Below are 26235 nucleotides of genomic sequence, written 5' to 3'. Positions count from 1 at the left end.
TCTCCCGTGACTGATCAACAGCCCTGTCGCACAAGGCCAAGCGCGGATGACCGCCATATTTTTCATTGTCGACGGCCCAAGGCTGCAGGCGCAATCGGCGCTTCTGGTGGCATCACTGGCCCAATACCGCGCCAGAGATGAATGCCTGATCGGTTACGCTCCGCCGCAGAGCTTGCATGACCTGCCCTCAAGCTTGCGCGATCTCTATGCCCGTGCCGAGGTTGATCTGCGCGAGATCGCGCCAGTTCCCCAAAGCCCCTCCGCCCGAAACTTTGCCGCAAAAAGGCTGGGCCAAGCCCTATCCGCATGGCAATAAAATCCTCGCCGCGGCCTCGCCCCGTGACAGCGAATGGGGCGTTTTCCTTGATACAGATATGATCTGCACCGCGCCGCTGAACCTTAGCGCCCTGCAAAGCCCGAACCGCATCGTCATGGTGCCCGAAGGCGTGCCGAGTTGGGGTAAAGAGCCCGAGCAATGGCCCCGCGCCTATGCGCATTTCGACCTACCGATGCCGACCGAGACCGTGCGCCTAACCCGCCGCCGACGGCGCGAGAATCCGCCCTATTTCAACGCCGGCATGGTGATGTTTCCTGAAAAGCCTCCCCCCGGCCAAAGCCACGGCTTTGGATCGCTTTGGCTGGAGACCGCGCTTCATTTCGACTGGCATTGCGCCATGCGCAACAAGCGGCCTTGGCTGGATCAGATCACCTTGCCGCTGACGGTAAAACGCTTTGGATATGACTATCTCGCCGCAAAGGCCGAGTTGAATTTCTCAATCTCGGACAGGGCTTATGAGCCGCAAGCCCAGCCTGCGCTCATCCATTATCATCGCTGGAAATACCTTGCTGCTTGGCCGCAATCACGCGCCGCCTTTGCCGCGCTTGAAAAGCTTGCCGGGCCTGCCTTAGCCGCCCGGCTTGAGGCGGATTACGGCGCGATCCTTGCTGAAGGCCGCGCCGTCTGAACGCTCAACCGAAGCGCGCTTTCACCAAAGCGCCCACGGCGCCGAAATCCATCTGACCGGCATATTTGCCCTTTAGCACGCCCATCACCTTGCCCACATCGCGGATGCTGGTGGCGCCGGTCTCCGTCACCGCCGCATCCACTGCGGCAGCCACTTCGGCCTCGCTCATTTGGCGCGGCAGGAAGTCTTGGATGACCACGATCTCGGCCAGTTCTTTCTCTGCCAGCTCCAGCCGCCCGCCCTCTTCATAGGCGCGCGCCGATTCTTGGCGTTGTTTGACCATCTTGCCCATGATGCCGGTGATATCCGCATCCGAGACCATAGCCTCTCCGCCATCGCCACGCGCGGCAATCTCACGGTCCTTGATGGCAGCATTGATCAGGCGCAGCGTCGACAAACGCGCCGCATCCTTTGCCTTCATCGCGTCTTTCAGCGCCAGCTGCAAACGGTCACGCAGGGACATTCACCCACTCCTTCATGCAAGAATGCGCATCATATCGGAAAGCCGCCCAAGCCGCAACTGCGCCGCACTGCAGCAAGCCATTGATAAAAGGACATAAACCATTTCCCGCCGGACCTTGACCCCGCGCGCCTGCGCCTTTAGGTTCCGCCAAATTCGCCCGATCGGAGACTCAGCCATGCCTGCGCCGCAGAATGCAACCGCCTGCCTTGCTCTTGCCGACGGGACGCTGTTTTACGGCAAAGGCTTTGGGGCCACCGGCGAGACGGTGGCTGAACTGGTCTTCAACACCTCGATGACCGGCTATCAAGAGATCATGACCGACCCGTCCTATGCGGGCCAGGTGGTGACCTTCACCTTCCCCCATATCGGCAACACCGGCGTCACCGCCGAGGATGACGAGACCGCCACCCCCGCCGCTGCTGGCATGGTGGTGAAATGGGACCCGACCGAGCCGTCGAACTGGCGCGCCACCGGTGATCTGCAAGACTGGCTCGTGAAGATCGGCCGTATCGGCATTGGCGGCATCGACACCCGCCGCTTGACCCGCGCGATCCGCCAGCAAGGTGCGCCGCATGTCGCTTTGGCGCATGATCCCGAGGGCAATTTCGACATCGAAGCTTTGGTCGCCAAGGCGCGCGGCTGGAAAGGTCTTGTCGGCCTTGACCTCGCCAAGGACGTGACCTGCGCGCAAAGCTATACGTGGAACGAAAAACGTTGGGCTTGGCCCGAGGGTTACACCGCCCGCACCGAAGCTGGCTTCAAAGTGGTCGCCATCGACTACGGCGCCAAGCGCAACATCCTGCGCTGCCTCGCCTCGGCCGGTTGCGATGTGACGGTGCTGCCGGCTTCGGCCACGGCTGAGGACGTTTTGGCGCTGAACCCCGAGGGCGTGTTCCTCTCGAACGGCCCCGGAGATCCGGCCGCGACCGGCGCCTATGCCGTGCCGATGATCCAAGGCGTGCTCAAAGCTGAACTGCCGGTCTTCGGCATCTGCTTGGGCCACCAAATGCTGGCTTTGGCGCTTGGCGCCAAGACCCGCAAGATGAACCACGGCCACCACGGTGCCAACCACCCGGTGAAAGATGTCCGCTCGGGCAAGGTCGAGATCACCTCGATGAACCACGGCTTCACCGTCGATGCCGACACCCTGCCCGAGGGCGTGATCGAGACCCATGTCTCGCTTTTCGACGGCACCAATTGTGGCATTGCAATCAAAGACAAGCCGGTTTTCTCGGTGCAGCACCACCCCGAGGCAAGCCCCGGCCCGCAAGACAGCTTCTACCTCTTTGAGGATTTTGCAGCCGCGATGAAAGCTCGCCGCTCGGCCTGAATGGTGAACCGCGCAAAGCGCAATCTTTCGTGAAAAAGGGCCGGGATTTCCGGCCCTTTTTCTATGCCGCTTAACAGCTCATTAACCCTGCGCCCCGATGCTGCATGCTGGAGGTCGCATGACAGCTCTGGCTCAACAAATAAGGCTCGCCTCGCAGCCAGCCCCGTCCAAAGCGGCGGCGGGCGCTTCTGGCCTTGCAATCACGCTTTTGCGCGAAGGCATGCTGGGCCCCGAAGATCTTGTCGGCACGCTCTCCGCCCAGTCCGGCCAAAGCGAGCGGCTTTTAGACCAGCTTTTGGCCAAAGATTGCGCGGCCGCGCCGCAACTTTTGCAAGCAACGGCGCGGCATTACGGCGTGGCCTGCGCAGACCCAAGCGCCCCCCTGCCTGACCCTGCGCTGATCGATGCCCTTGGCACGGTGGAATGCTTGCGTCTGGGCCTGGTGCCTTGGCAACGCGCAGGGGGCCTTACCATCATTGCCACCTCTCGGCCTGAGGACTTCGCCAAGCTCCAGCCGTGGTTGCAGCAAAAGCTTGGTCCCGTGGCGATGACGGTCGCCTCGGCTCAGGCGATTGAGACGGCGCTGCACGCCAGACGCGGGGCTCGCCTGGCCCTCGCAGCGGAAACCCGCGTCGCTTTGGCCGAAAGTGCGCGTGGCTTTGGCCGCTCGCGGGGGCTGGTCGTGGTGCTCATGCTCACGCTTCTCGCCGCCCTCTGGCCGATGGTCGCCGCGCTCACCCTGCTCGCCCTTGCGCTGCTGTCACTTCTTCTTGGCACCGCGCTCAAACTTGCCGCAGCCATTGCGGCCCTGCGCCGCCCCTTGCGCGAAGGCCCGCCCCCGGCCTTGGCCCGGCTGCCCATGGTCTCCATCATCGTGGCGCTTTACCGTGAAGATGATATTGCCGCGCGCCTCATCCGCCGCCTGTCGCGGCTGGATTACCCCCATAACCTGCTTGAGGTGCTTCTGGCGGTCGAAGAGCACGACAGGTTGACCCGTGAGGCTTTGACCAAAACCGCGCTGCCGCCTTGGATGCGGGTCATTGTCGTGCCGCCCGGCAAGGTCAAAACCAAGCCAAGGGCGCTGAACCTCGCGCTGGATCATTGCCACGGCACCATCATCGGCGTCTATGATGCCGAAGACGCCCCCAACCCCGACCAAATCCGCAAGATTGTTGAACGTTTTCACAGCCGCGGCCCCGAAGTCGCCTGCCTGCAAGGCATGCTCGACTTCTATAACCCGCGCACCAACTGGCTTTCGCGCTGCTTCACGCTGGAATATGCCACCTGGTTTCGACTGGTGCTGCCCGGCGTTGCCCGGCTTGGCCTTGCCGTGCCGCTGGGCGGCACCACCCTCTTCTTCCGCCGCTCAGTGCTTGAAGAACTGGGCGGCTGGGACGCCTATAACGTCACCGAAGACGCCGATCTTGGCATCCGCCTCGCCCGCCGGGGCTACCGGACAGAGCTTGTGGAAACCGTCACCGCCGAGGAAGCGAATTGCCGCGCCGTCCCTTGGATCAAACAGCGCTCACGCTGGATCAAGGGCTATATGATGACTTGGGTCGTGCATATGCGCAGCCCGCGCCAACTGTTCAGAGAGCTCGGTCCCAAAGCTTTCACCGGTTTTCAGGTGATGTTCCTTGGCTCGGTCCTGCAAGCCCTCCTCGCCCCTTTGATGTGGAGCTTTTGGCTCTTAGTCCTCGGCCTGCCCCATCCGGTGGCCGATGCGCTGCCGAGTGGTATATTTCACCTGATGATCGCGTTTTTCATCCTGTCCGAGGTGGCCAATATCGCGCTCGCGCTGGTGGCGCTGAAACGCAGTGGTCAAACTCTGGCCCCCCTCTGGGTGGTCAGCCTGCACCTCTATTTCATGCTCGCTGCCGTCGCCGCCTATAAAGGCTTTTGGGAGATGCTGACGCGTCCGTTTTACTGGGACAAAACCCTGCACGGCATCTTCGACCCTGCCGACCTCGCCAAATAAGTCTGGCACAAGGGCGCTCTTTCAGAACAATAATCCCCGGCAGAGGCATCGTAACCGGCGCCCAAAGGGCGCCGCCCCCCTTATCGCGTGCGGATCTCCCCCGCCTCAACCCGAAGCCTCGTCTCAAAGGCTTGGCTGATATGGTTTTTCAGCGCGAGATAGGCCGCATCGCCGTCCCGCCGCGCGATGGCATCTACGATCACATCATGCTCAGCCAAAGCCACCTCATCGCGCCCCTCGGCCGCAAAAGAGGTATTGGCCATCAGCGCCATCGAGCGGTGCACCAGGTCCAACTGCTGCACCAAAAACCGGTTGTGACTGGCCAGATGGATCTGCTTGTGAAAGCGCTTATTGGCCCGGCTCAGCGCCCGTGGATCGCCGCCCGCCAATGCATGATCCTCGGCGACCATGCTTTGCAAAACCCGCAATTCCTCTTCCGTGGCATGCCGCGCCGCCAGCCTTGCCGCCAAGCCCTCCAGCTCGGTCCGCACCGCGTAAAGCTCGGCCAACTGGTTGTGATCCAAGGAAGAGACGATCAGGCTTCGGCCGTCGCGGGTCAGCATGGCTTGGGTTTCAAGCCGTTGCAAAGCCTCGCGCACAGGCGTGCGCGACACGCCCAGCCGCTCGGCCAGCTCGCTTTCCACCAACCGATCGCCGGGCTTGTAAGTCCCCCCCTCGATCGCCTCAAGGATCAGCGTATAGGCATCCTTCTGCACCAGCTCTCTCGTCCCTTCTGGCCCATCGTCATGGCAACCATGACGCGCATTCTAAAGCCGCGACCCTAGCCGCGCACCGCGCGCCGATCAAGCGGGCTTGCCAATAGCCCCCCTCAACCCTTTTCAAACCGCGCCGCAGCGCCTATCACCAAGCCATGCTCCAGCCAGATTTCCATCATGTGACCACCTGGGTCTTCGACCTCGACAACACGCTTTACCCGCCCTCGGCCCGGCTCTTCGATCAGATCGAGCGCAAGATGACCGATTGGGTGATGACAAAGCTGGGCGTCGATCGCGACCGGGCCGACCATCTGCGCAGCCATTATTGGGGCCAATATGGCACCACTTTGGCGGGCCTGATGGCCGAGCATGCCATCACCCCCGGCGATTATCTGACGGCGGTGCATGACATCGACTTTGCCGCGCTGCAGCCCGACCTTTTGCTCACCGAGCACCTCAAAGCCCTGCCCGGTCGTCGCATCGTGCACACCAATGCCGATGCCGCCTATGCCGCCAAGGTCTTGCAGGCCCGCGGTCTCGACGGGCTTTTCGACGCCATCTACGGCGTGGAAGAGACGCTCTTTCACCCCAAACCCGGCGCGCAAGCCTATGAGGCCGTGCTGGCCTTGGACGGCTTTGACCCCAGCACAGCCGCGATGTTTGAAGATGATCCGCGCAATCTGGCCGTGCCACATGCGCTTGGTATGCGCACCGTGCTGGTGGCCCCCGAGCCGCTCACCCAGCCGCATATCCACCATCATACCATTGATTTGACAGAGTTTCTCGGAAAGCTCACCGGTCGTTAACCAATACCAACCGCCCGCCCCCCGCCAAGCGGCAGAATGCCACCTCGCCAAGCTCCCAACTTGCCCCTATATCGAGGCCAGAGGGGAAGCCTGATGCGACAGCAAACCGATATCCTGATTTCCGGCGGCGGTATCGCCGGGCTCACCGCCGCTGCGGCCTTCGGCATGGCGGGGTTCAGCGTGATCTGCGTCGACCCCGAGCCGCCCGTGACCAGCGAAGAAGCTGCAGGTTCCGATCTGCGCAGCACCGCCTTTTTGCAACCCTCGATCGAGGTGCTCCGCGCCGCGGGCCTTTGGGACCGGCTCCTGCCCTTTGCAGCGCCCTTGCAAATCATGCGCATCATTGATGCCGGAGGCGTGCAGCCCGAGCCGCGCATCATCAAAGAATTCAACGCCGCCGAGATCTCGGACCAGCCCTTTGGCTGGAACCTTCCGAATTGGCTCTTGCGCCGTGAAATCGCCGCCCGGCTGGCCGAACTCCCGAATGTCAGCTTCCGCCCTGGCATGGCCACCACCGGGCTTTTAACCCGAGAGGCGCAAGCCTTGGTCACGCTCTCCGACGGCACGATGGTCGAGGCGAAACTGGTGATTGCTTGCGACGGGCGCAATTCCACCATGCGCCAAGCGCTTGATATCCCTGTTAAAACCTTGCGCTACGGCCAGAAAGCCTTGGCCTTTGCCGTCAATCACCCGATCCCGCATGGCAATGTCTCGACCGAGATCCACCGCTCCGGCGGCCCCTTCACCCTCGTGCCTCTTCCCGACCGCAACGGCCAACCGGCCTCGGCCGTGGTCTGGATGGAAACCGGACCCGAGGTCGCCCGCCTCGCCGCCCTCCCGCCCGAAGATTTCGCCCAAGCCCTCAACACCCGCTCTTGCGGCATTTTGGGCGAGCTCACCTTAATCTCGCGGCTGACCGCATGGCCGATCATCGCCCAAGTCGCAAGCCGCATGTCGGGCGAGCGCACGGCTCTCTTGGCCGAGGCTGCGCATGTGCTGCCCCCCATCGGCGCGCAGGGCCTCAACATGAGTCTGGCCGATCTGGCCTGCCTTTTGGATCTGGCGACCGCCAAGCCGCATGAGCTGGGATCTGCGCAGATGCTGGAAAGCTATCACCGCAAGCGCCACAACGATGTGCAGCTGCGCGTCACGGGGATTGATGCGTTGAACCGCGCCTCGATGGTTGGCGCGCAAGGCCTGCGCGACCTGCGCGCGGGGATGCTGGATACGCTTTACTCGATCGCACCTTTGCGCCGCACCATGATGCGGGCGGGTCTGGGGCTGCGCTAAGCCATTCAGGCGCCCAAGAATTTTTCGTAAAATTCTTGGGGCGAGGCCTTGCGGCCTCGCCCTCTTGTTCAAACCGATGCGCTTAAAGCACGCCCTCAACAGCGCGTTCCAGCCGCGCCACGGTACCGTCCACGTCTTTAAGCTTATCCAAGCCGAAAAGCCCCAAACGGAAGGTGCGGAACTCGGCGCCCTCGCCCACTTGCAAGGGCACGCCCGCGGCGATTTGCACGCCCTTTTCGCGGAACTTGGCGCCATTTTGCACGGCCGGATCCTCGGTGTAGCTCACCACCACCCCCGGCGCTTGGAAGCCCTCGGCTGCGACCGATTTCACGCCGCGCGCTTCGAGCAAGGCCCGCACTTTTCGCCCCAGATCCCATTGCGCGGCTTTTGCGGCCTCAAAGCCCATGGCTTTGGTCTCAAACATCGCATCACGCATGCCAAGGATCGCATCCGTCGGCATGGTGGCGTGATAGGCGTGACCGCCGCCCTCAAAGGCCGCCATGATGGCGCGCCATTTCTTCAGATCAACGGCAAAGCTGTTCGACTCGCTCGCCGCCAGACGCTCTTCGGCGCGCGGGCCCATGACCACGATCCCGGCGGCGGGCGAGGCCGACCAGCCCTTTTGCGGCGCCGAGATCAGCACATCGACGTTGTTCGCGGCCATATCGACCCAGATCGTGCCGCTCGCGATGCAATCCAGAACGAAAAGCGCGCCCACATCCCGCGCCGCTTGCCCCACAGCTTTGATATAATCGTCGGGCAGGATGATGCCGGAAGCGGTTTCCACATGCGGCGCGAAAACCGCATCGGGCTTCAGCTCATGGATCTTGGCCACGACCTCATCGATCGGCGGCGGTGCAAAGGCCGAAGTGGCCGAATTGCCATTGGCCCGCGCCATCACCACCTCAACCGACTGAGCAAAGCCGCCCATGTCGAAGATCTGGCTCCAACGGAACGAGAAGAAGCCGTTGCGGATCACCAGCGCCTTGCCGCGCCCGAACTGCCGCGCCACCGATTCCATCGCATAGGTGCCACCGCCCGGCACCAATGCCACGGCGCTGCCATTATAGACCTCTTTCACCAAGGCCGAGACATCGCGCATGACGCCTTGGAATTTGGCCGACATGTGATTGAGGCTGCGGTCGGTAAAGACGACCGAAAATTCCTCAAGCCCCTCGGGGTCGATATGAGCGTGCAAACCGGGCATGGAGGATCCTTCCTTAACTTTAGGTTGCGCCAATTGTCGGACCTTCCTGGCCTAACTGCAAGATGTAGAACAGGTTATCGAGGCCCGCAGCAAGATCGGCAGGTCAAAAGATGTGCGACGCCTTAGAGTGGCGGCGCTTCAAGGCTTATCCGTGCCCCAATGGCCCCGGACGGCGCTCTTCGGTCAAAAGCACATTGGCCTCGACCGAGCCGACACCCGGCAAAGTCATCACCCGCCGGCGCAAAACCCGCTCAAAATCCGCAAGATCGCGCGCCACCACGCGCAAACGGTAGTCGAAAAGCCCCAAGACGTGCTGCACCACCTGAACCTCGGGGATCGCCGTTACCGCGCGCTCAAAATCCTCAAGGCTGACCCGGCCTTTGGTGGCGAGCTTCACCCCCAAAAACACCGTCACGCCAAAACCCAGCTGCTCGCGGTCGACCTCAACCCTACGGCCCGCCAGCACCCCCGCCTCTTCCAAGCGCCGCACCCGCCGCCAAGCCGCCGGCTGGCTCAGACCAAACCGCCGCCCCAATTCCCCGGCCGAAAGCGTGCCATCCAAGGACAAAGCCCGCAGGATGGCGCGGTCGGTGTCATCAAGATCAATCGGCCCCACGCTCACAGCGGCAACCCCGCGCTTTCCTTGATGGTTGAAACCAGCATCAAAGCCTCGACCTCGGCGATATGCGGCAAAGCCAAGATCCGCTCGCGGTAGATCATGGTCCAATGGCCCATATCGCGGGCGATCACATTTAAACGCAGGTCAACACGGCCAAGGAAGGTTTCAATCCCGATCACCTCGGGCACATCCCTTGCCGCGGCGATAAATTCATCAAAGGCGCGCGGCTCGGTCTTATCCAAGGTGAACCGCAAGGAGACCTCGACCGCATAGCCCAAGGCGCGCCAGTCGATCACCGCGCCCTCGGCCTTGACCACACCCGAGGCTTTCATCTTCTCGATCCGCCGCCAGAGCGTGGCCGGGGTCACCCCTGCCCGCTCGGCCAGCACCGCGCGGTCGAGGCCGGGCTCGGCCAGCCAATGCCGCAAGATCCGCCTGTCACTGTCATCAAGCATGATAAATTCACAACTAGCATATTCTGCGCATGGCTATTCGCACAAACCGCAAAATTGGTCAAATATTGCACGGATCGAGACGGCGTTTTTGCTACTTTGCCATCATCTTAAGCCAAAAGGAGCGTGCCATGCGCGTTTACTACGACCGCGATTGCGATGTGAACCTGATCAAGAACCTCAAGGTTGCGATCTTGGGCTACGGCAGCCAAGGCCACGCCCATGCGCTGAACCTGCGCGATTCGGGTGCGAAGAACCTCGTGGTGGCACTCCGCGAAGGCTCGCCCTCCGCTAAGAAAGCCGAAGGCGAAGGCCTCAAAGTCATGGGCATCGCCGAAGCCGCGGCTTGGGCCGACGTGATCATGTTCACCATGCCCGACGAGCTGCAGGCTGAAACCTACAAAAAATACGTCCACGACAACATCCGTGAAGGCGCAGCCATCGCTTTCGCCCATGGTTTGAACGTGCACTTCGGCCTCATCGAGCCGAAAGCCGGCGTTGACGTGATCATGATGGCGCCGAAAGGCCCGGGCCACACCGTGCGCGGCGAATACACCAAAGGCGGCGGCGTGCCCTGCCTGGTGGCTGTCCACACCAACGCCTCCGGCAAAGCGCTGGAAATCGGTCTGTCCTACTGCTCCGCCATCGGCGGCGGCCGCTCGGGCATCATCGAGACCAACTTCCGCGAAGAATGCGAAACCGACCTCTTCGGCGAACAAGCTGTTCTCTGCGGCGGCCTGGTTGAGCTGATCCGTTGCGGCTTCGAGACCCTGGTCGAAGCGGGCTACGCGCCGGAAATGGCTTACTTCGAGTGCCTGCACGAAGTGAAACTGATCGTCGACCTGATCTATGAAGGCGGCATCGCCAACATGGACTACTCGATCTCGAACACCGCAGAATACGGCCAGTATGTCACCGGCCCGCGCATTCTGAAGTACGACGAGACCAAAGCCCGCATGAAAGCCGTGCTGCAAGACATCCAGCAAGGCAAATTCGTCCGCGACTTCATGCTCGAAAACGCCGTTGGCCAGCCGACCATCAAAGCCTCGCGCCGTGCCAATGACGAGCATCAGATCGAGCAAGTCGGCGCAAAGCTGCGCGAAATGATGCCTTGGATCTCCAAAGGCAAAATGGTCGACAAAGCGCGCAACTAAGCCCGCATCTCGATCTTACGACATCACCTATAAAAGGGCCGGAGCATTGCTCCGGCCCTTTTTTCTTGGGCTAAACCGCCGCAATAACCGCCTCGACGGCCAAGCCTGCCCGCGCCAAGCTATGCACCGGCGTCAGGTCAGCCATTCACTTGGGCTTTCCCGCTTTCGCAACCATTGTCAAAGCGTTACCGCCAAAGGCGTAGGGGCAATTGCCAAAACGGCCCGCCCTTTGAAATAAAATTGCTCGGACCAGTAACATGTCACAAACCACTCCTGCGGGCGGCAAAGCGGTGAACTCACCGGCCCGCGTGCTGACGGCAAGCCTTGTCGGCACCACGATCGAGTTCTTCGACTTCTACGTCTATGCCACGGCGGCAGTGCTGGTCTTCCCGGCGCTGTTCTTCCCGCAAGGCAATGACACGGCCGCCCTTCTGGCCTCTTTCGCGACCTTCTCCATCGCTTTCTTTGCCCGCCCCTTCGGCGCTTTGGTCTTCGGCCATTACGGCGACAAAATCGGCCGCAAGGCCACCCTCATTGCAGCACTGCTGACCATGGGCATCTCGACCGTGGTGATCGGCCTTTTGCCGACCTACAGCCAAATCGGCCTTCTGGCACCGCTCCTGTTGGCGCTTTGCCGCTTCGGCCAAGGCTTCGGTCTGGGCGGTGAATGGGGCGGGGCTGTGCTTCTTGCCACCGAGAACGCGCCGCCCGGCAAGAAAAGCTGGTATGGCATGTTCCCGCAATTGGGCGCGCCGGTGGGTCTCTTCCTGTCGTCGGGCTTCTTCTGGGTGCTCTTGAACTACATCTCGCCCGAGGCCTTCATGTCTTGGGGCTGGCGCCTGCCCTTCCTCGCTTCGATCCTGCTGATCGCCATTGGCCTGTGGGTGCGTCTTGCCATCACCGAAACCCCCGAATTCTCGGAAGCGCTGAAGAAAAAGCAAGACGTCAAAGTCCCGGCGATGGAAGTGCTGCGCAAGCATAAGATGAGCCTCTTCCTTGGCACCTTCGTGGCCTTGGTGACCTTCGTGCTCTTCTACATCTGCACGGCGTGGCTCTTGTCCTACAACACCAAGACCGTCGGCCTGACCCTGCTTGAAGCGCTGCAAATGCAGATCTACGGCTCGGTCATCTTCGGGATTTCCATCGTCATCGCCGGCAAGCTGGGCGATTGGATGGGCCGCTATCTCTTCTTGATCGTGGTCTCGCTGGCCATCGCGGTCTTCTCCTTCTTCCTTGCGCCCTTGATGACCAATGGCATCGGCTGGCTCTATGTCTTTGTCACCATCGGCATGTTCTTGATGGGCCAAACCTATGGCGTGATCGGTGCCGCTCTGGCCGCCCCCTTCCCGGCCGAGGTGCGCTACACCGGCTCGTCGCTGACCTTCAACTTCGCGTCGATCTTTGGCGCATCGCTCGCCCCCTATGCCGCGACTTGGCTGCAAGCCAACCACGGTATGGAATCGGTCGGCTACTACCTTGGCGCATCGGCGCTGATCACCTTGGCTTGCATCTTCGCAACCGGCCGCAAGGCGATCTAACCTGCGGACAACCGCAACGAAAAAGGGCCGGAGCATCCACGCTCCGGCCCTTTTTACATTCCGCCTCCCGGCTCAGTCGAAGGCAAGCACCGACTGCGCCGCGTCCTGAATCCACGCGGGCCAAGTCTCTGCCGCTTCCGGGAAGAACCGAGGCGCGTCATCTTCGGCCGCCTGCCAGATCGCCACCGCCGTCTTGGTCGCCGGATCGATCCAAAGCCGCGCCCAGACGCCCTCGCAATCGACCTGCCAGCACGCCTCCCCCTGATAGCCGAGCGCCCCCAGATCGCCCGAGCCCATTTCGGCCAAGGCATTGGTATAGGCCGCAAAATCGACCGGGCTCATACCTTGCTTGAAGATCGCATAGACCGGTGCAAAGCCCAAAGCCTCGATCGGATGCTTGCCCGCCAGCACCGCGCTATCGGCCCAAGTCTCGCCCGCGAGCGGCTGGAATTCCTGCCCGTCTTCCTGCGACCAGCCGCCGGCCACCGTCCAACGCCAAACTTCAGAAGGCACGCCCGGCAAAGGCGTATTGCTGTAAACCAGCGCATCACCTTCAATCGAACGCTCCAGATAGGTGCAGGTCTCGACCGGCCCATCCAACTCGGGCTGGCCATTCTTCAGCGCCAGAACAAAGGGGGCCGCACTGCAAGCATTGCCGCCCGCGCCGCTCAGGCCCGAGAGCACCGGCGTGCCCGCCAGATCCAGCACCGGATCGAGCAAGACCTGCGCATCTTCATGCAGCGTTTCGCCGCCCATGATGACCGCGCTGGTGAAATCCTCGGTCGCGCGCAGCAAAACCTCATGCCCGCCCAGATCAAAGCGCTCATCGGCCGCTTGCGCCAAAGCTGCAAAGGGCGCCAGCAAGGGCAGGCTCAGGGGAAGGATTTTGCCAAGCGAAAAGGTCATGCACGCCTCATTATGTGAAACAAGGGCGCGCCAAAGCGATCTGTCGCGCCGAAATTCGGTTACACCGCAGCCTCGACCGCCGCGACGATTTCTTCGACCACATTTTGCAGCAAAGCGGCATCTTGGCATTCCGCCATCACCCGGATCAGCGGTTCCGTGCCGGATTTACGGATCAAGATCCGGCCCTTACCGGCAATCCGCGCCTCATTGGCCGCGATCACCGCCTGCACGCTTGCCGCCTCAAGCGGAGCCTTCCCGGCCTCATAGCGCACATTCTTCAAAAGCTGCGGCACGGTCTCAAATTGGCGGATCAACTGGCTGGCCTTCTCGCCGCTGCGCACCATCTCGGCCAAGAATTGCAACCCTGCGATCAGACCATCGCCCGTGGTGGCGTAATCGGTCATCACGATATGACCCGATTGCTCGCCGCCAAGGTTAAAGCCACCCGCCCGCATCGCCTCGACCACATAGCGGTCGCCCACAGCGGTGCGTTCCAGCCGCAGGCCGCGCGCATCCAAGAAGCGCTCCAGCCCAAGGTTCGACATCACCGTGGCCACCAAAGTGCCACCCTGAAGCCGCCCCTCGTCGGCCCAACGCGCCGTAAGCAAGGCCATGATCTGGTCGCCATCGGCCACCCGGCCATGCTCGTCCAAGATCATCACCCGGTCGGCATCACCATCAAGCGCAATGCCCACATGCGCGCCATGCGCCACCACCGCCTCAGCCGCCGTCTGCGTATAGGTCGAACCGCAGCGGTCGTTGATATTGGTGCCATTGGGGCTGACGCCCACCGGGATCACCTCGGCGCCCAACTCCCAAAGCACCTCGGGCGCCGCCTTATAGGCCGCCCCATTGGCGCAATCCAAAACCACTTTCAGCCCATCAAGCCGCAGGCCCGAGGGGAAGCTGGTTTTCACAAACTCCTGATAGCGGCCGCGGCCATCCTCGATCCTTTTGGCGCGCCCGATATTCTCGGCCTGCGCCAGCCGGATCTCGCCCTCCAGCATCGCCTCAATCTCCATCTCGGCCTGATCGGACAGTTTAAACCCATCGGGACCAAAGAACTTAATGCCGTTGTCTTGATGCGGGTTGTGGCTGGCCGAGATCATCACCCCCAGATCCGCCCGCATCGAGCGTGTCAGGAACCCCACCCCCGGTGTCGGCACCGGACCCAGCAAAAGCACATTCATCCCCGTCGAGGTCAGGCCGGCGGTCAGCGCATTTTCCAGCATATAGCCCGAAAGCCGCGTGTCCTTGCCGATCACCACCCGATGCGCCGAGCCGCCATCGCGGCGGAAATACCGCCCCGCCGCAGCCCCCAGCTTCAAGGCCACTTCCGCCGTCATCGGATAGGAATTGGCGCGCCCACGCACGCCATCGGTGCCAAAGAGTTTCCGGCTCATACGCTCTCCCCGTTCACCGCTTGCCACAAACGCAGCGCCTGCCGCGTCTCGGCCACATCGTGAACCCTAATCATTTGCATTCCTTGCGCCACCCCGGCCAGCGCCACCGCGACAGAGCCCGGCATCCGGTCCCGCGCCTCACCGACCTGCGCAATCGTTCCGATAAAGCGTTTACGGCTCGCGCCCAAAAGCACCGGGCAGCCCAGAGCATGGAACAGCGACAGCCCGCGCAGCAGGGTCAGATTATGCTCGACCGTTTTGCCAAAACCGATGCCCGGATCCAAAGCGATCCGCTCTTTCGGAATGCCAAGCGCCAAAGCCGCTGCCAGCCGCTCGGCCAGCCAGTCGTAAACATCCAGCAAAACATCGTCGTAACGCGGCTCAAGCTGCATCGTCTCGGGCGAGCCTTGATGATGCATCAAGATCACCGGAGCCTGCCGCGCCGCGACCAAAGGGCCAATCTCAGCATCATAGCTCAGCGCCGCCACATCATTGACGATCTGCGCCCCGGCTTGCAGCGCCGCCGCCGCCACCGGGCCTTTGCGGGTATCGACCGAGATCACCGTCTCCACCCCATCCGCCCGCAAGGCGGCGATCACCGGGGCGGTGCGCGCAATCTCTTCCTCAACCGCCACGGCAGCCGAGCCGGGCCGCGTGCTCTCGCCGCCAATGTCCAAGATATCGGCATCCCGCGCGATCGCCCGCGCCTGCGCCAAAGCATCGTCAGATGCTAAGAACCGCCCGCCATCGGAAAAACTATCCGGGGTGACGTTCAAAATCCCCATGATTTGCGGGCTTCGCATCGACAGCCCGGCGAAATCCGCCCGCGCCGCGCTTAGCGCCTCAAGCGCCGCCCCCGCCTCAGCCGCAGGCACCACCTCCGAGGCCCGGCCGCGCTCCAAGCGCTCCACTTCGGAAAACCATAAGGATGAGCCTGCCAAAGGCACCGCCGATTTCGGCCGCACCGCACCAGATTGCACAAGAGGACGCCAGTATATCATCCCAGCGGCCTAGCCTTAGCGCGCCCGCCTTGGCAAGGGGGAAGGATCAGCCGCGTTCGACCGGGACGCGGCTTCCTGCTGGCAGTGTAACAGAGCCGTGAACGATCAGAGCCTGCGCCGCCAATTCCTCGGCGAGCCACAAGGCCAAGGCCACCGGATCCGAGGTCTTCGGCCCGTCCACCGCATCCAGCACAATCTTCGAGGGCGCCCAAACGACCGAGCGGCCGCGCTTCAGCGCCCAATCAATCTCGGTCCGGCTAGAAACCACCACGCAGCGCGGATCGCGCGCGGCCAAGGCCCAAGCGTTTTGTTCAATCGCCAAAAGGTCAATCCGGCGCTGGGTGGGCTTATGCCCGGTCACCGCGCGCGGGAAATCCGGCAGACCGACGCAGAAGACCGCCGGCACCCCGCGTGCCAACACCGCATCCAGCTTGGCCGAAAGCTCTGGCCCCTCGGCGGTCTCATTGTCGAAATAGACCACCAAAGGATGCACGGCATCGTCGCCGACCCGCGATGGCATCGCCGCACGAGAGCGCACAATCTCAACCCCCAAGACATAGGGGCCAACATCCAACTTCTCGATCCGAATGAAAATCCGCATCGCCTGCGGCTCTGCCAAAATCCGCTCGGCCAGCCGCTCTGCCAATGTTTCCAAGAGGTTCAGCCGCTCATCCGCCAACTCCGTGGCGATGGATTCGGTGATCCGGTCGTATGAGAGGATGCGGTCAACATCATCCTCCAGCGGCTCGGGCGCGGGCCGCACTTCGACCACAACGTTAAAGCGCAACCTCTGCTTTTGACCGCGTTCTTTCTGGAAAGCGCCGATATCGGCCTCGACCACATGGTCGCGCAGGCTGATGCGGTCCCGCGGATCCGCCCCGGCCGAGGCTTCCGCCCGCTCTTCAGGATGGGCAAAAGCAAGCTTGGTATCGGTCGTCATTCTGGTCCCTTCCCGACGCGTCGGGACCTGCCCGGCGTGGCAGAGCTTAGCGCGCCCTGCCCGCCTGCCCTTGCCCGAACCCGGCCTCTAAGGCAAGCGCCGCGACATGAAGCCCCGGCGCTGCAAGGTTTAGGCGCCAGGTTGGCGGTAGAAGATATGTGCCCCGATCGCGGCGGTTTGCGGGAACTTCCGCGACCAAGACGGCTTCACCGCCCGCGTGTGGAAATGCGTGGCGCCATCGGTCAGCAGCCGCGGCGCGCCGTCCAGCATCACCCGGGCAATCCGCGCCGCGCGGTCGCGGCTGGTGCGGTCGCGCATCTGGTCCGAGATGCCGTCGCAGACATAAGAGAAAGCGCAAGAGCCGCTGCCGCGCTGTTTGATCACCGCACAAACCGAGCGCGGATAAAGGCCCGATTCGAAGCGGTTCAAGATCACCTCAGCCACAGCGAACTGGCCCTCAAGGCTCTCGCCGCGGGCTTCGAAATACAATGCCTCGGTCAGGCATTGCCAATCCGCCCCGCCTTGCGGCGCAGGCTGGGCCGCCAGCCAGGCATCGCTATAGCGCAGGCCCGGATCGATCTTGGGTTCGGTTTTCTTTTTCACCGCAGGCGGGGCTTTCAGCGCAGGCTCGGCTTTGGCCGGACCCGAGGCAATCGCCCCCAGATCCCCTTCCGAAAGCCGTTGCAGCCCCTTGCGTTCAAAGCCCAAAAGGGCCGTCATTTGCAGACCAGCTTGGCCTGACGGTGCATTCTTCGAGCTGACCGCAATATCGGCCGCTGCTTGGTTGGCGGTTGCTGCAAGGGCCATAGACAAGACCACAAGTGCAGGTGCCGCGTGCCTCACGAGGCGGTTCATGGCAGTTCCCGTTTTCCGTTTCATCCCCACGCAAGGAAAGGCTCCCCCGCGCAACAGCCGCCGGGCATAGTCGCTGGTCAGCTTGGGGGTCCATGCAGCGATGCAAAAATGCCACGCATTCTTGCATCGCATCGGCGGGTTTCTGCCGAAATGGTTAATGTATTAAATTAAGAAACAATCGCAACGCTATGTATTTATGTAGTTTTACCGAGAACTGGCCTGATCGCGCAGCGCCAAATGCGCTGCCGCCAGTCGCGCCATCGGCACCCGATAGGGGCTGCATGAGACGTAGTCAAAGCCCGCTCGACGGCAAAAATCTATCGATTCGGGGTTGCCGCCATGCTCGCCACAGATGCTCAACGTCAGATCTTTTCGCGTCGCCCGACCGCGCTCGGCGCCCATCAGGAGCAGCTCGCCCACGCCATCCACGTCCAAAATATGGAACGGATCCTCAGGGAAAACGCCAAGCTGGACATAGGAATTCATGAACCGCCCCGCATCATCGCGGCTTAGCCCATAGGTCATCTGCGTCAGGTCATTGGTGCCGAAAGACAAAAAGCCCGCATGCTGGGCGATCTCCCCCGCCCGCAAAGCCGCCCGTGGCGTCTCGACCATCACCCCCAGCTTATAGTCGAAATCGACCTTGGCATGGGTGCGCACCATCGCCGCGACCGCGTCGATCCGGGCCTTCACCATCTCGACCTCGCGCTTGGCCGAGACCAGCGGGATCATCACCTCGGGCACGATCGGCGCGCCACGTTGCGCGCTCTCAATCGTCGCCTCAAAGATCGCTTGCGCCTGCATATTGTAAATTTCGGGTAGAACCACACCCAGCCGAACGCCGCGCATCCCGAGCATCGGATTGACCTCGCGCAGGGCATCGGCGCGGCGGGTCACTTCCGACAAAGGCCGGTCCAAAGCCTCGGCAAGTCCGCGCAACCCGTCGCGGTCATGCGGTAGAAATTCATGCAATGGAGGGTCGAAAAGCCGGATGCAAACCGGCAATCCTTGCATAATATCGAACAATTGCACGAAATCATCGCGCTGCATCGGCAAAAGCCGGGCCAGGGCCGCCGCACGCTCTTCGGGGCTATTGGCGAAGATCATCTCACGCATCACCACCAGCCGCTCTTCTTCGAAGAACATATGCTCGGTGCGGCAAAGCCCGATGCCTTGGGCCTCAAACCGCCGCGCCGTGGCCGCGTCCGAAGGCGTGTCGGCATTGGCCCGAATGCCGATGTCGCGGAAGGCATCCGCCCAAGCCAAAAGCTGGCGGAAAGAATCGTCCAAAGCGGGCGGCAGCATATCGGCCACCCCCGCCAAAGCCTGCCCTTTCGAGCCATCCAAGGTGATGACATCGCCTTCATGGAAGACGCGCCCATCCGAAGCGGTCAGCTTGCGCTCGCGCATATCAAGCCGCATGTCCGAAGCGCCCACCACGCAGGGCAGACCCAAACCGCGAGCAATAACAGCGGCATGGCTGGTCATCCCGCCCCGCTCGGTCAGCACGGCGGCTGAAGAATGCATCCCGCGAATGTCTTCCGGTGCTGTTTCCCGCCGCACCAAAATGCACGCCTCGCCCCGCGCCGCCGAGGCTTGTGCCGCATCCGAGGTGAAGACCAATTTTCCCGAAGCCGCCCCCGGCGAGGCGGCAATGCCGCGCGCAATCACATCGCGCGGCCCGCGCGGATCGACCTGATGGTGCAGCAATTCCGACAAGGCCCGCGGCTCAACCCGCAGCACCGCCTCTTGTGGCGGGATCACGCCGTCGCGCGCCAAAGCCACCGCAATATGCAAGCCAGCCCGCACCGAGCGCTGCACTTTCACCGCATCAAGAACCGCCAAGCGCCCGTCTTCAATGGTGAATTCGATCTGCATCTCTTCGCGCAGCCGCTGACGGCAGACCGCACCAAAGCGCAGCAATTCCGCAAAAAGCTCTGGCGCCACCTCTTCCAAAGACGGCCCGCGCTTGTCGCAGGTGAGGTACAAAGCCGCTTCGGTTTTCAGAGCATCGCGGCCCTGACTTTGGCCCAGATAGCGCCCCGTCACCTGCGGCAGGCCCGTCACCGGATCGACAAATTGAATGACGCCCGAGCCGGAAATCCCCTGCCCGATGCCCTGCGCCATCGCCTGCACCACAAGGCCCAACCCCGCCTCGGGCGGCGCGCCCTTTACCTGACGCAAGAGCCGCGCTGAGGTGCCCTCCCAGGCCCGCGCCATCGAGCGCAGCACTTCCGACAGCTGCTGAGCGGGATCTTGCGGGAAGGGATCATCGGTCTCATTGCGATAAAGCCGCAAAACCTCGGCCAAGGCGCCCGGCCCCGGCTTGATCTCTTCGAACGCGTCAGGGTCTAAACGGGCGACATGAATGGCGTAAGATTGCACAAAACGAACATAAAGCGCGTCAGCCGCCGCTTCGCCATGCGTCAGGGCCAGTTGCGCGTGCCGCGCGTCATTCAAACCAATATTCAGGATCGTCGCCGGGCCGCCCCAATCGGGATTGGCCGGGCTTGGCCGCACCGAGACCAGCGGCCCATCGCCAAAAACCTCAAGCATCGCGCGGGCATTAACGACATGACCCGAGGCTATCGCGCGCACCGTGGCCGCAGGCAAAGCCACGGTTTTCGGCACGGGCAGGTCTAGCCGGATCAGGCGCTGCAAACATTTCGACCGCCAGCCATGCTCATCCGGCACGATTCTGGCGGTAGGGGTGATCTCAACAAATTCCAGAATCGGATCAATTTTCTGCACTGCAGCACCTTTTGCAAGCGCAGCATACGCCGCTTGCGCTTTCGCGCAAGCGTTACATATGGCGCCGGATCAGCCTTCGAGGCGCGTTAGATCCGCAACCCCCGAACAGATAGAACGGATCCGGTGCAACAAATTCAAGCGGTTGCGACGGATGATCTCATTTTCGGTGTTGATTTGCACCGCGGTGAAGAAGGCGTCGATCGGACCGCGCAGCTCCGCCATCGCCGCCATCGCGCTGGGGAAATCCTCCGCGCTCATGGCCGGGCCGATCTTAGCCTCGGCCGCATCAAGCGCGGCAAAGAGCGCGCTTTCCTCGGCAGTTTCGGCGAATTTCGGATCGGCGCCGAAGGAATATTCGACCCCATCCTTCGCCTCGGCTTGGGAAAGGATATTGTTCGCGCGCTTAAACCCTTGGATCAGGTTCGCCCCATCCTCGGTCTTCAGAACCGCCGCCAAAGCCTCGGCCCGTTTGACCAAAAGTGTCAGGTCATCATTGCCCGGCATCGCCAAGCAAGCATCGATGACATCATGACGAATGCCTTGATCGCGCAGGAAAACTTTCAGACGGTCGTGGAAGAAGGAAAGGAGGTCAGCGGATTTACTTGCGAATTCCTCGTTAAGTTGACGAAGTTCTTCCGGTGTCTTCTCAGCGTTCGCATCGGCGAGGATTTTATCAAACAAGTCGCCTGCAATCTCTTGTTGCCCAAGCTTACTAAGCGAAACGTAGGCCGTAGAAAGTGCCGGCGTGTCACGTCGCGCGGAATAGTGAGCCATCTGCCGAACGATTTCGATGGTTAACGGTGCTCTAAGCCCCAGCCGAACACCATTCCCCAGCACCAGCCGGATCACGCCCAAAGCCGCACGACGCAGCGCGAAGGGGTCTTTCGACCCCGTCGGTTTTTCATCCACCGCCCAGAAGCCGGTCAGCGTATCCAGCTTATCGGCCAAAGCCACGGCCACCGACACCGGCTCCGACGGCACCGCATCCGAGGGGCCAAGCGGCGAGTAATGGTCGCGCGCCGCATTGGCGACGGCTTCCGTCTCACCGGCCTCAAGCGCGTAATAGCGGCCCATCGTGCCTTGCAGCTCCGGGAATTCACCAACCATCGCCGAGCGCAAGTCGAGCTTGGCGATCCGCGCTGCGCGCTCCGCCTGCGCAGCATCGGCGCCAACCAAGGGCGCAATCTCCCGCGCCAAAGCGGCAATGCGGTCGATCCGGTCGGCCTGAGACCCAAGTTTATTGTGGAAGGTCACCACTTTCAGCCCATCGGCCCATTCCGCCATGCCCGATTTGGCCACGCGCAGATCGTTTTCCCAGAAGAAGCGCGCATCCGACAGACGCGCCGCCAGCACCTTTTGGTTGCCCTTCAGGATCGTCGCGCCATGGTCCGCCGCTTCAATATTGGCGACGGTGACAAAGCCCTCGATCCGGCCAGTTTTTGGGTTTTTGACCGAGAAGAACTTCTGATGTTCTTTCATCGAGGTCTGCAACACCTCAGCCGGCAGGCCAAGGAATTCATCGGCAATCCGGCCCATCAACGGCACCGGCCATTCCACCAGCCCCGCCACTTCGGTCAAAAGCCCGCGGTCTTCGACCAGCTCAAGCCCTTGCGCGAACGCCAAATTTTGTGCGGCGGTCCAGATCGCCTGCTCCCGCTCGCCGGTGTCCAGCATCACCTTTGCGCGGCGCAGCTTCACCACATAATCGTCGTAAGAGCTGACCGCAAAGCGCCCCGCCCCCATGAAGCGATGCCCCTCAGTCTCATTGCCCGAGGTGATGCCCTCCACCGTCATCGGCACCACCGAAGCCCCCGCTTCGTCGGTCAGGATGCACAGGATCGAGTGCAAGGGTCGCACCCAGCGCAAAGCCCCCGCGCCCCAGCGCATCGACTTTGGCCAAGGGAAGTTGCGGATCGTGGCTTCCAGCACTTCGGCAACAATCTCAGACGCTTGGCGACCGGGCTTTTCGACCACGGCGAACCAAACCTCGCCCTTCTTATCGGCGCGCTTTTCCAACTGCTCCACCGTCAACCCGGTCGAGCGCAAGAAGCCCTCCAAAGCCGCAGCCGGGGCCGAGACGTTCGGCCCTTTGCGCTCTTCGCGCACCGGACGGCTCTCTGCCGTCAGCCCTTCCAAAGCCAGCACCAGCCGGCGCGGCGTCGAAAACGCACCCGCCGAGGCATAGGTCAAACCGGCCTCGACCAGCCCGTCGGTCACGCGCTTTTTCAGCTCGTCGCGGGCCATGCCCTGCATCCGCGCCGGGATTTCTTCTGAGAAGAGTTCGATCAACAGGTCCGGCATCAGTTGCTCCCTTCGGCAGCGGCAGGCGGTGCCGGGCAATCGGCCGGCAAGTCTTTTCCATCGTAATGCGCTTTGCCGCAGGCATTGATCTGATGCCAAGCAAAGGCGCGGCCATCGTCATAAACCGCCACAACGCGGTCGATGCCATAGCTTTTCGTCGGCTCGGACAAGAAGGCCAAAGCCGTGCCCGCCTCCAGATCCGCGCCAATCTGCGCGGCGTCAAAGCAGTCAAACCAGCCGGGCGCAAAATTCGGCTCGGGCTGGCCTTGGTACATCTGATAGGTCTCGGTCAACATCGGCAGCGACATTGGCGTGGTGAAACAGGCCCGGAACTTCAAGGGCGAGGCCTCGCCGTCAATCCCCTTGATACCTTCCACCAAGATCGGCTCTGGCACGCCCGAGGCGATCGGCACCATGCGGATTTCATTGCCTTTTTCAAAGGCAACTTCATCATAGAACGCATAAACTTGCAGGTAATACATCAGCCCTGCGGCGGCTAAAGCAGATACCACGATCGACCCCGCTGCAATTTTCCCAGCACTCACGCCGCATCTCCCGATGCCGCATCCCGGCCCGCTTCGGTCAAGCGGAACGCATCGGCGCATTTCTTCGCCAAGGCCCGCACCCGGCCGATATAGGCCTGCCGCTCGGTCACCGAAATAACGCCCCGCGCGTCCAACAAGTTGAACAAATGCGAGGCTTTGATCGTCTGATCATAGGCCGGATGCGCCATGATAATGGTCTTGCCGGTCTTGGGATCTTCCGCCGGGAAGTCCAAGAGACGCTGGCATTCGGCTTCGGCATCTTCGAAATGCCGGAAAAGCATCTCGGTCGTCGCCCCATCAAAGTTATGGCGCGAATATTCTTCCTCGGTCTGGCGGAACACATCGCCGTACGTCAGCGGGATCGGGCTCGACGGATCGTTGAACGGCATATCCATGACGTGATCGACCGCCATCACATACATCGCCAAGCGCTCAAGCCCGTAAGTCAGCTCGCCCGAGACTGGCTTGCAATCATGCCCGCCAACTTGCTGGAAATAGGTGAATTGCGAGACTTCCATCCCGTCACACCACACTTCCCAGCCCAGACCCCAAGCGCCCAAAGTCGGGCTCTCCCAGTCATCCTCGACGAAACGAATGTCATGCAGCGACAGGTCAATCCCAATCGCCTCCAAAGACCCCAGATACAAAGCCTGCATATCCGGGGGCGAGGGCTTAATGATCACCTGATACTGATAGTAATGCTGCAAGCGGTTGGGGTTCTCGCCATAGCGCCCATCGGTCGGGCGGCGCGAGGGTTGCACATAGGCCGCGGCCCAATGCTTATTGCCCAGACTGCGCAAGGTGGTTGCCGGGTGGAAGGTGCCCGCGCCCACTTCCATGTCATAGGGTTGCAGGATGGCGCAGCCCTTGGAGGCCCAATAGGCCTGAAGCCGCAGGATGATTTCCTGAAAACTGCGCGGAGTGGCTACCGTCTCGGCCATCGTCCCTGCCCCTGTCCTACCATGTCAGATGTGGCCCCTTCCCTATCCACTGGCCCCGATGCGGTCAATTCCCCGAAATCGCCCCGCCTTAGCTCTTGCCCCCGCAAGGCCGCGCTTTAAGGTGCCTTGGACAATTCGCCACAGCCGGGCGGGCTCCTGCGCCGCGCCCCTCTCATTGGAATGTGTTTCACGATGCAAGCAGCTTTGCGCGCAGTTCTTTGTCTGGTCGCCGTCTTTCTCCATCTGTCCCCCGCGCAAGCTCAGGATCAAGTTTGGCTGCAGATTGAGGCGCAGCCCACGCTCGAGGTCGCTCAAGAGCGCGCCTTCGCCTATTCCACCGCTTTTCCCGAAACCAACGGCTTTCAGCTGCGCTCGGGCTGGTATGCCATCGTGCTTGGCCCCTATTCGGTGGCCGAAGGCGCGGCGCGGCTCAATTTCCTCAGATCTGAGATGATGATCCCGGCTGACAGCTATATCGCTGTGGCCTCAGATTTCACCGCGCAATTCTGGCCACAAGAAAGCTTCGCAATTGATCCCGGCGTCACCGGCCTGCCGCTGATCGAGCCTGACGTCGAAGGCGTCACCATTCCCGATATCGACACCGCCCCCTTGGCGCTTGAGACGCCCGAAGCGGATCCCGAGAGCCTCGCCACTCATGAAGAGCCCCCGGCCCCGATCTCGCCCGAGATCTATGAGCCGGAAGAGACCTTGGCCGAAGCCCGCGCCTCCGAAGCCGCCCTCTCCCTCGAAGACCGTCAGCTTTTGCAGACCGCTCTGCAATGGTTTGGCTATTATTCCGGCGGCATCGACGGCGCTTTCGGCAGCGGCACCCGCAATTCCATGGCCAATTGGCAGGCGGCAATGGCGATTGAGCCGACGGGTGTGCTCACCAGCCGTCAACGCGCGACTTTGGTTGCGAACTACCAAGCCGAAGTCACCGAATTTGGCTTTGCCGCCGTCGAAGAGGCCGAGGCGGGCATTCAAGCCACCCTGCCGCTGGCCTTGGTGGAATTCGACCGCTACCAACCGCCCTTCGTGCATTATCGCGCGAAGAATGGCTCGGACCTCAGCTTGGTGCTGATCTCGCAGCCCGGCGACAAAGCCGCTTTGGCGGGTCTTTACGATATCTTGCAACGGCTTGATGCCATGCCCGCCACTGGTGCGCGTGAGCTGACGGAAAAATCCTTCCGCATCCACGGCACCTCTGCCAGCCAAGACAGCCACGCTTGGGCGCAGCAGTCGAACAGCACCGTCAAAGGCTTCATGCTGGTCGGCACGCCGGAAAATGCCGCCCGCGACGCCCGCCTGCGCGAGGTGCTCGAGGCCAGCTTCCGCTCCACCGGCTCAACCGCATTGGACCCCGGCATGGTGGCCCTGTCCGACAGCACCCGTCGCGGCCTTCTGGCCGGGCTTGAGCTGCGCCGCCCCGCCTTCAGCCGCTCAGGCTTCTACGTCGATGAGACAGGTTCTGTGCTGACCAGCGCCGCAGCGGTCGAGGCCTGCAGCCGCATCACGCTTGACCACGAGACCGAGGCGAAGGTCAGTGCCAGCGCCGAGGGTCTGGCGCTCCTGACCCCCGCCACCCGCCTGGCCCCGCCCGCCACGGCGCGCTTCCAAACCGCCCCCGACCGCCTTGGCGCCGAGATCGCGGTGGCGGGATATTCCTATGAAGACCGCCTGCCCGCCCCAGTGCTGACCTTCGGCACGTTTGAGGCCTCCGAAGGCCTACGCGGCGAAGCCGGGATCAACCGCCTTGCCCTCACCGCTTTGCCCGGCGATGCCGGTGGCCCGGTCTTGGACGAAAGCGGCGCCGTTACTGGCCTCCTGCTGCCCGAAGCCTCGGTCGGCGCACAGCAGCTCCCCGCTGGCACCTCCTTTGCCGCCTCCGCCGCCACGCTCACCGCCTTTTTGCAAAGCGCGGGCGTGACGCCGGCCCAATCCGAGCTAACCGAGCGCCTCGCCCCGGTGAAACTCACCGAAGCGGCCACCGGCATGACCGTCCTCGTCTCCTGCTGGCAAGACTAAGCAAGCGGCCAAAGGCCCCTAAAACGCAAAAGCCGCGCCCCCAAGCGCG

23 protein-coding genes are annotated in these 26235 nt (G+C 62.3%); 9 read left to right on the top strand and 14 right to left on the bottom strand.

The window, feature by feature from the left end:
* The first annotated feature begins 46 nt into the window (after positions 1 to 46).
* Complete coding sequence (locus Q9295_RS05755; RefSeq protein WP_306679551.1) at positions 47 to 316, top strand: hypothetical protein; 270 nt, start codon at positions 47 to 49, stop codon at positions 314 to 316.
* A complete protein-coding gene (locus tag Q9295_RS05750) occupies positions 207 to 965 on the top strand; it encodes a GT-B fold glycosyltransferase domain-containing protein (RefSeq protein ID WP_507028626.1) in 759 nt (252 codons plus the stop codon). Before Q9295_RS05755 ends, Q9295_RS05750 begins: the two co-directional genes overlap by 110 nt.
* A 4-nt stretch (positions 966 to 969) precedes the next feature.
* On the opposite strand, the gene Q9295_RS05745 is transcribed toward Q9295_RS05750, so the two are convergent.
* The gene (locus tag Q9295_RS05745; RefSeq protein WP_306679549.1) at positions 970 to 1428 is read right to left on the bottom strand and encodes a GatB/YqeY domain-containing protein; all 459 of its coding nucleotides are present in this window, start codon (positions 1426 to 1428) and stop codon (positions 970 to 972) included.
* Between the two features lie 175 nt (positions 1429 to 1603).
* Between Q9295_RS05745 and carA the strand changes: the two genes are divergently transcribed.
* On the top strand, positions 1604 to 2758 hold the full coding sequence (gene carA / locus Q9295_RS05740) for a glutamine-hydrolyzing carbamoyl-phosphate synthase small subunit (protein ID WP_306679548.1): 1155 nt from the start codon (positions 1604 to 1606) through the stop codon (positions 2756 to 2758).
* A 118-nt stretch (positions 2759 to 2876) separates the two neighbouring features.
* Entirely contained in the window at positions 2877 to 4736 is a 1860-nt protein-coding gene (locus Q9295_RS05735; RefSeq protein ID WP_306679547.1) for a glycosyltransferase, read from the top strand.
* A gap of 80 nt (positions 4737 to 4816) precedes the next feature.
* On the opposite strand, the gene Q9295_RS05730 is transcribed toward Q9295_RS05735, so the two are convergent.
* Positions 4817 to 5452, bottom strand: coding sequence for a GntR family transcriptional regulator (locus Q9295_RS05730; protein ID WP_306679546.1), 636 nt, complete (start codon positions 5450 to 5452; stop codon positions 4817 to 4819).
* A 155-nt stretch (positions 5453 to 5607) separates the two neighbouring features.
* Between Q9295_RS05730 and Q9295_RS05725 the strand changes: the two genes are divergently transcribed.
* The gene (locus tag Q9295_RS05725) at positions 5608 to 6258 is read left to right on the top strand and encodes a pyrimidine 5'-nucleotidase (protein WP_306679545.1); all 651 of its coding nucleotides are present in this window, start codon (positions 5608 to 5610) and stop codon (positions 6256 to 6258) included.
* A 90-nt stretch (positions 6259 to 6348) separates the two neighbouring features.
* Complete coding sequence (locus tag Q9295_RS05720; RefSeq protein ID WP_306679608.1) at positions 6349 to 7548, top strand: UbiH/UbiF family hydroxylase; 1200 nt, start codon at positions 6349 to 6351, stop codon at positions 7546 to 7548.
* Positions 7549 to 7630: 82 nt separating this feature from the next.
* Here Q9295_RS05720 and Q9295_RS05715 read toward each other — a convergent pair whose 3' ends face one another.
* From Q9295_RS05715 to Q9295_RS05705, 3 genes are all read right to left on the bottom strand, one after another.
* Positions 7631 to 8755: an aminotransferase class V-fold PLP-dependent enzyme gene (locus tag Q9295_RS05715; RefSeq protein WP_306679544.1), complete on the bottom strand. Its 1125-nt coding sequence runs from the start codon at positions 8753 to 8755 to the stop codon at positions 7631 to 7633.
* A gap of 145 nt (positions 8756 to 8900) precedes the next feature.
* Positions 8901 to 9371, bottom strand: a complete 471-nt coding sequence (locus Q9295_RS05710) for an Lrp/AsnC family transcriptional regulator (protein ID WP_306679607.1) — start codon at positions 9369 to 9371, stop codon at positions 8901 to 8903.
* 2 nt (positions 9372 to 9373) lie between these two features.
* Positions 9374 to 9829 (bottom strand): Lrp/AsnC family transcriptional regulator, encoded by a 456-nt coding sequence (locus tag Q9295_RS05705; protein WP_306679543.1) that lies wholly within the window; start codon positions 9827 to 9829, stop codon positions 9374 to 9376.
* A 128-nt stretch (positions 9830 to 9957) separates the two neighbouring features.
* Between Q9295_RS05705 and ilvC the strand changes: the two genes are divergently transcribed.
* Together ilvC and Q9295_RS05695 are read left to right on the top strand one after the other, a co-directional pair.
* Positions 9958 to 10980 (top strand): ketol-acid reductoisomerase, encoded by a 1023-nt coding sequence (gene ilvC, locus Q9295_RS05700; protein WP_306679542.1) that lies wholly within the window; start codon positions 9958 to 9960, stop codon positions 10978 to 10980.
* Positions 10981 to 11237: 257 nt separating this feature from the next.
* Positions 11238 to 12518, top strand: coding sequence for an MFS transporter (locus Q9295_RS05695; protein WP_306679541.1), 1281 nt, complete (start codon positions 11238 to 11240; stop codon positions 12516 to 12518).
* Positions 12519 to 12590: 72 nt separating this feature from the next.
* On the opposite strand, the gene Q9295_RS05690 is transcribed toward Q9295_RS05695, so the two are convergent.
* The 9 genes from Q9295_RS05690 to Q9295_RS05650 all read right to left on the bottom strand — a co-directional run bounded on the left by Q9295_RS05690 (position 12591) and on the right by Q9295_RS05650 (position 24161).
* Complete coding sequence (locus Q9295_RS05690; protein WP_306679540.1) at positions 12591 to 13424, bottom strand: Ivy family c-type lysozyme inhibitor; 834 nt, start codon at positions 13422 to 13424, stop codon at positions 12591 to 12593.
* Between the two features lie 59 nt (positions 13425 to 13483).
* Positions 13484 to 14827: a phosphoglucosamine mutase gene (glmM, locus tag Q9295_RS05685; protein ID WP_306679539.1), complete on the bottom strand. Its 1344-nt coding sequence runs from the start codon at positions 14825 to 14827 to the stop codon at positions 13484 to 13486.
* Positions 14824 to 15828 (bottom strand): dihydropteroate synthase, encoded by a 1005-nt coding sequence (gene folP, locus Q9295_RS05680; protein WP_306679538.1) that lies wholly within the window; start codon positions 15826 to 15828, stop codon positions 14824 to 14826. The genes glmM and folP overlap by 4 nt, the downstream gene beginning before the upstream one ends.
* A 46-nt stretch (positions 15829 to 15874) precedes the next feature.
* Positions 15875 to 16768 carry a dihydroneopterin aldolase gene (locus Q9295_RS05675; RefSeq protein ID WP_306679537.1) on the bottom strand — a complete coding sequence of 298 codons (894 nt, stop codon included), beginning with the start codon at positions 16766 to 16768 and terminating at the stop codon, positions 15875 to 15877.
* Positions 16769 to 16897: 129 nt separating this feature from the next.
* Positions 16898 to 17575 carry a cell wall hydrolase gene (locus Q9295_RS05670; protein ID WP_306679536.1) on the bottom strand — a complete coding sequence of 226 codons (678 nt, stop codon included), beginning with the start codon at positions 17573 to 17575 and terminating at the stop codon, positions 16898 to 16900.
* Positions 17576 to 17827: 252 nt separating this feature from the next.
* Complete coding sequence (locus tag Q9295_RS05665) at positions 17828 to 20374, bottom strand: putative PEP-binding protein (protein ID WP_306679535.1); 2547 nt, start codon at positions 20372 to 20374, stop codon at positions 17828 to 17830.
* Positions 20375 to 20443: 69 nt separating this feature from the next.
* On the bottom strand, positions 20444 to 22675 hold the full coding sequence (gene glyS / locus Q9295_RS05660) for a glycine--tRNA ligase subunit beta (protein WP_306679534.1): 2232 nt from the start codon (positions 22673 to 22675) through the stop codon (positions 20444 to 20446).
* Positions 22675 to 23220: a DUF6446 family protein gene (locus Q9295_RS05655; RefSeq protein WP_306679533.1), complete on the bottom strand. Its 546-nt coding sequence runs from the start codon at positions 23218 to 23220 to the stop codon at positions 22675 to 22677. Before Q9295_RS05655 ends, glyS begins: the two co-directional genes overlap by 1 nt.
* The gene (locus tag Q9295_RS05650) at positions 23217 to 24161 is read right to left on the bottom strand and encodes a glycine--tRNA ligase subunit alpha (RefSeq protein WP_306679532.1); all 945 of its coding nucleotides are present in this window, start codon (positions 24159 to 24161) and stop codon (positions 23217 to 23219) included. Before Q9295_RS05650 ends, Q9295_RS05655 begins: the two co-directional genes overlap by 4 nt.
* A gap of 192 nt (positions 24162 to 24353) precedes the next feature.
* Here Q9295_RS05650 and Q9295_RS05645 point away from each other — a divergent pair, with 192 nt between their 5' ends.
* Positions 24354 to 26186, top strand: coding sequence for a serine protease (locus Q9295_RS05645; RefSeq protein WP_306679531.1), 1833 nt, complete (start codon positions 24354 to 24356; stop codon positions 26184 to 26186).
* The last annotated feature ends 49 nt before the right edge of the window (positions 26187 to 26235 follow it).

It is taken from the genome of Pseudogemmobacter lacusdianii (assembly GCF_030848395.1).
Lineage (GTDB): Bacteria > Pseudomonadota > Alphaproteobacteria > Rhodobacterales > Rhodobacteraceae > Pseudogemmobacter > Pseudogemmobacter lacusdianii.
The sequence above is the reverse complement of the archived record's forward strand: the minus strand, read 5'-3'. Positions and strand labels throughout refer to the sequence as shown.

Excerpts from the sequence above, each read along its gene's own strand:
- Q9295_RS05755 (WP_306679551.1), top strand. The coding sequence starts at position 47 with ATGACCGCCATATTTTTCATTGTCGACGGCCCAAGGCTGCAGGCGCAA.
- Q9295_RS05750 (WP_507028626.1), top strand. The coding sequence starts at position 207 with ATGCCCGTGCCGAGGTTGATCTGCGCGAGATCGCGCCAGTTCCCCAAA.
- Q9295_RS05745 (WP_306679549.1), bottom strand. The coding sequence starts at position 1,428 with ATGTCCCTGCGTGACCGTTTGCAGCTGGCGCTGAAAGACGCGATGAAG.
- carA (WP_306679548.1), top strand. The coding sequence starts at position 1,604 with ATGCCTGCGCCGCAGAATGCAACCGCCTGCCTTGCTCTTGCCGACGGG.
- Q9295_RS05735 (WP_306679547.1), top strand. The coding sequence starts at position 2,877 with ATGACAGCTCTGGCTCAACAAATAAGGCTCGCCTCGCAGCCAGCCCCG.
- Q9295_RS05725 (WP_306679545.1), top strand. The coding sequence starts at position 5,608 with ATGCTCCAGCCAGATTTCCATCATGTGACCACCTGGGTCTTCGACCTC.
- Q9295_RS05715 (WP_306679544.1), bottom strand. The coding sequence starts at position 8,755 with ATGCCCGGTTTGCACGCTCATATCGACCCCGAGGGGCTTGAGGAATTT.
- Q9295_RS05705 (WP_306679543.1), bottom strand. The coding sequence starts at position 9,829 with ATGCTTGATGACAGTGACAGGCGGATCTTGCGGCATTGGCTGGCCGAG.
- ilvC (WP_306679542.1), top strand. The coding sequence starts at position 9,958 with ATGCGCGTTTACTACGACCGCGATTGCGATGTGAACCTGATCAAGAAC.
- Q9295_RS05695 (WP_306679541.1), top strand. The coding sequence starts at position 11,238 with ATGTCACAAACCACTCCTGCGGGCGGCAAAGCGGTGAACTCACCGGCC.
- Q9295_RS05690 (WP_306679540.1), bottom strand. The coding sequence starts at position 13,424 with ATGACCTTTTCGCTTGGCAAAATCCTTCCCCTGAGCCTGCCCTTGCTG.
- glmM (WP_306679539.1), bottom strand. The coding sequence starts at position 14,827 with ATGAGCCGGAAACTCTTTGGCACCGATGGCGTGCGTGGGCGCGCCAAT.
- folP (WP_306679538.1), bottom strand. The coding sequence starts at position 15,828 with ATGATATACTGGCGTCCTCTTGTGCAATCTGGTGCGGTGCGGCCGAAA.
- Q9295_RS05675 (WP_306679537.1), bottom strand. The coding sequence starts at position 16,768 with ATGACGACCGATACCAAGCTTGCTTTTGCCCATCCTGAAGAGCGGGCG.
- Q9295_RS05670 (WP_306679536.1), bottom strand. The coding sequence starts at position 17,575 with ATGGCCCTTGCAGCAACCGCCAACCAAGCAGCGGCCGATATTGCGGTC.
- glyS (WP_306679534.1), bottom strand. The coding sequence starts at position 22,675 with ATGCCGGACCTGTTGATCGAACTCTTCTCAGAAGAAATCCCGGCGCGG.
- Q9295_RS05650 (WP_306679532.1), bottom strand. The coding sequence starts at position 24,161 with ATGGCCGAGACGGTAGCCACTCCGCGCAGTTTTCAGGAAATCATCCTG.
- Q9295_RS05645 (WP_306679531.1), top strand. The coding sequence starts at position 24,354 with ATGCAAGCAGCTTTGCGCGCAGTTCTTTGTCTGGTCGCCGTCTTTCTC.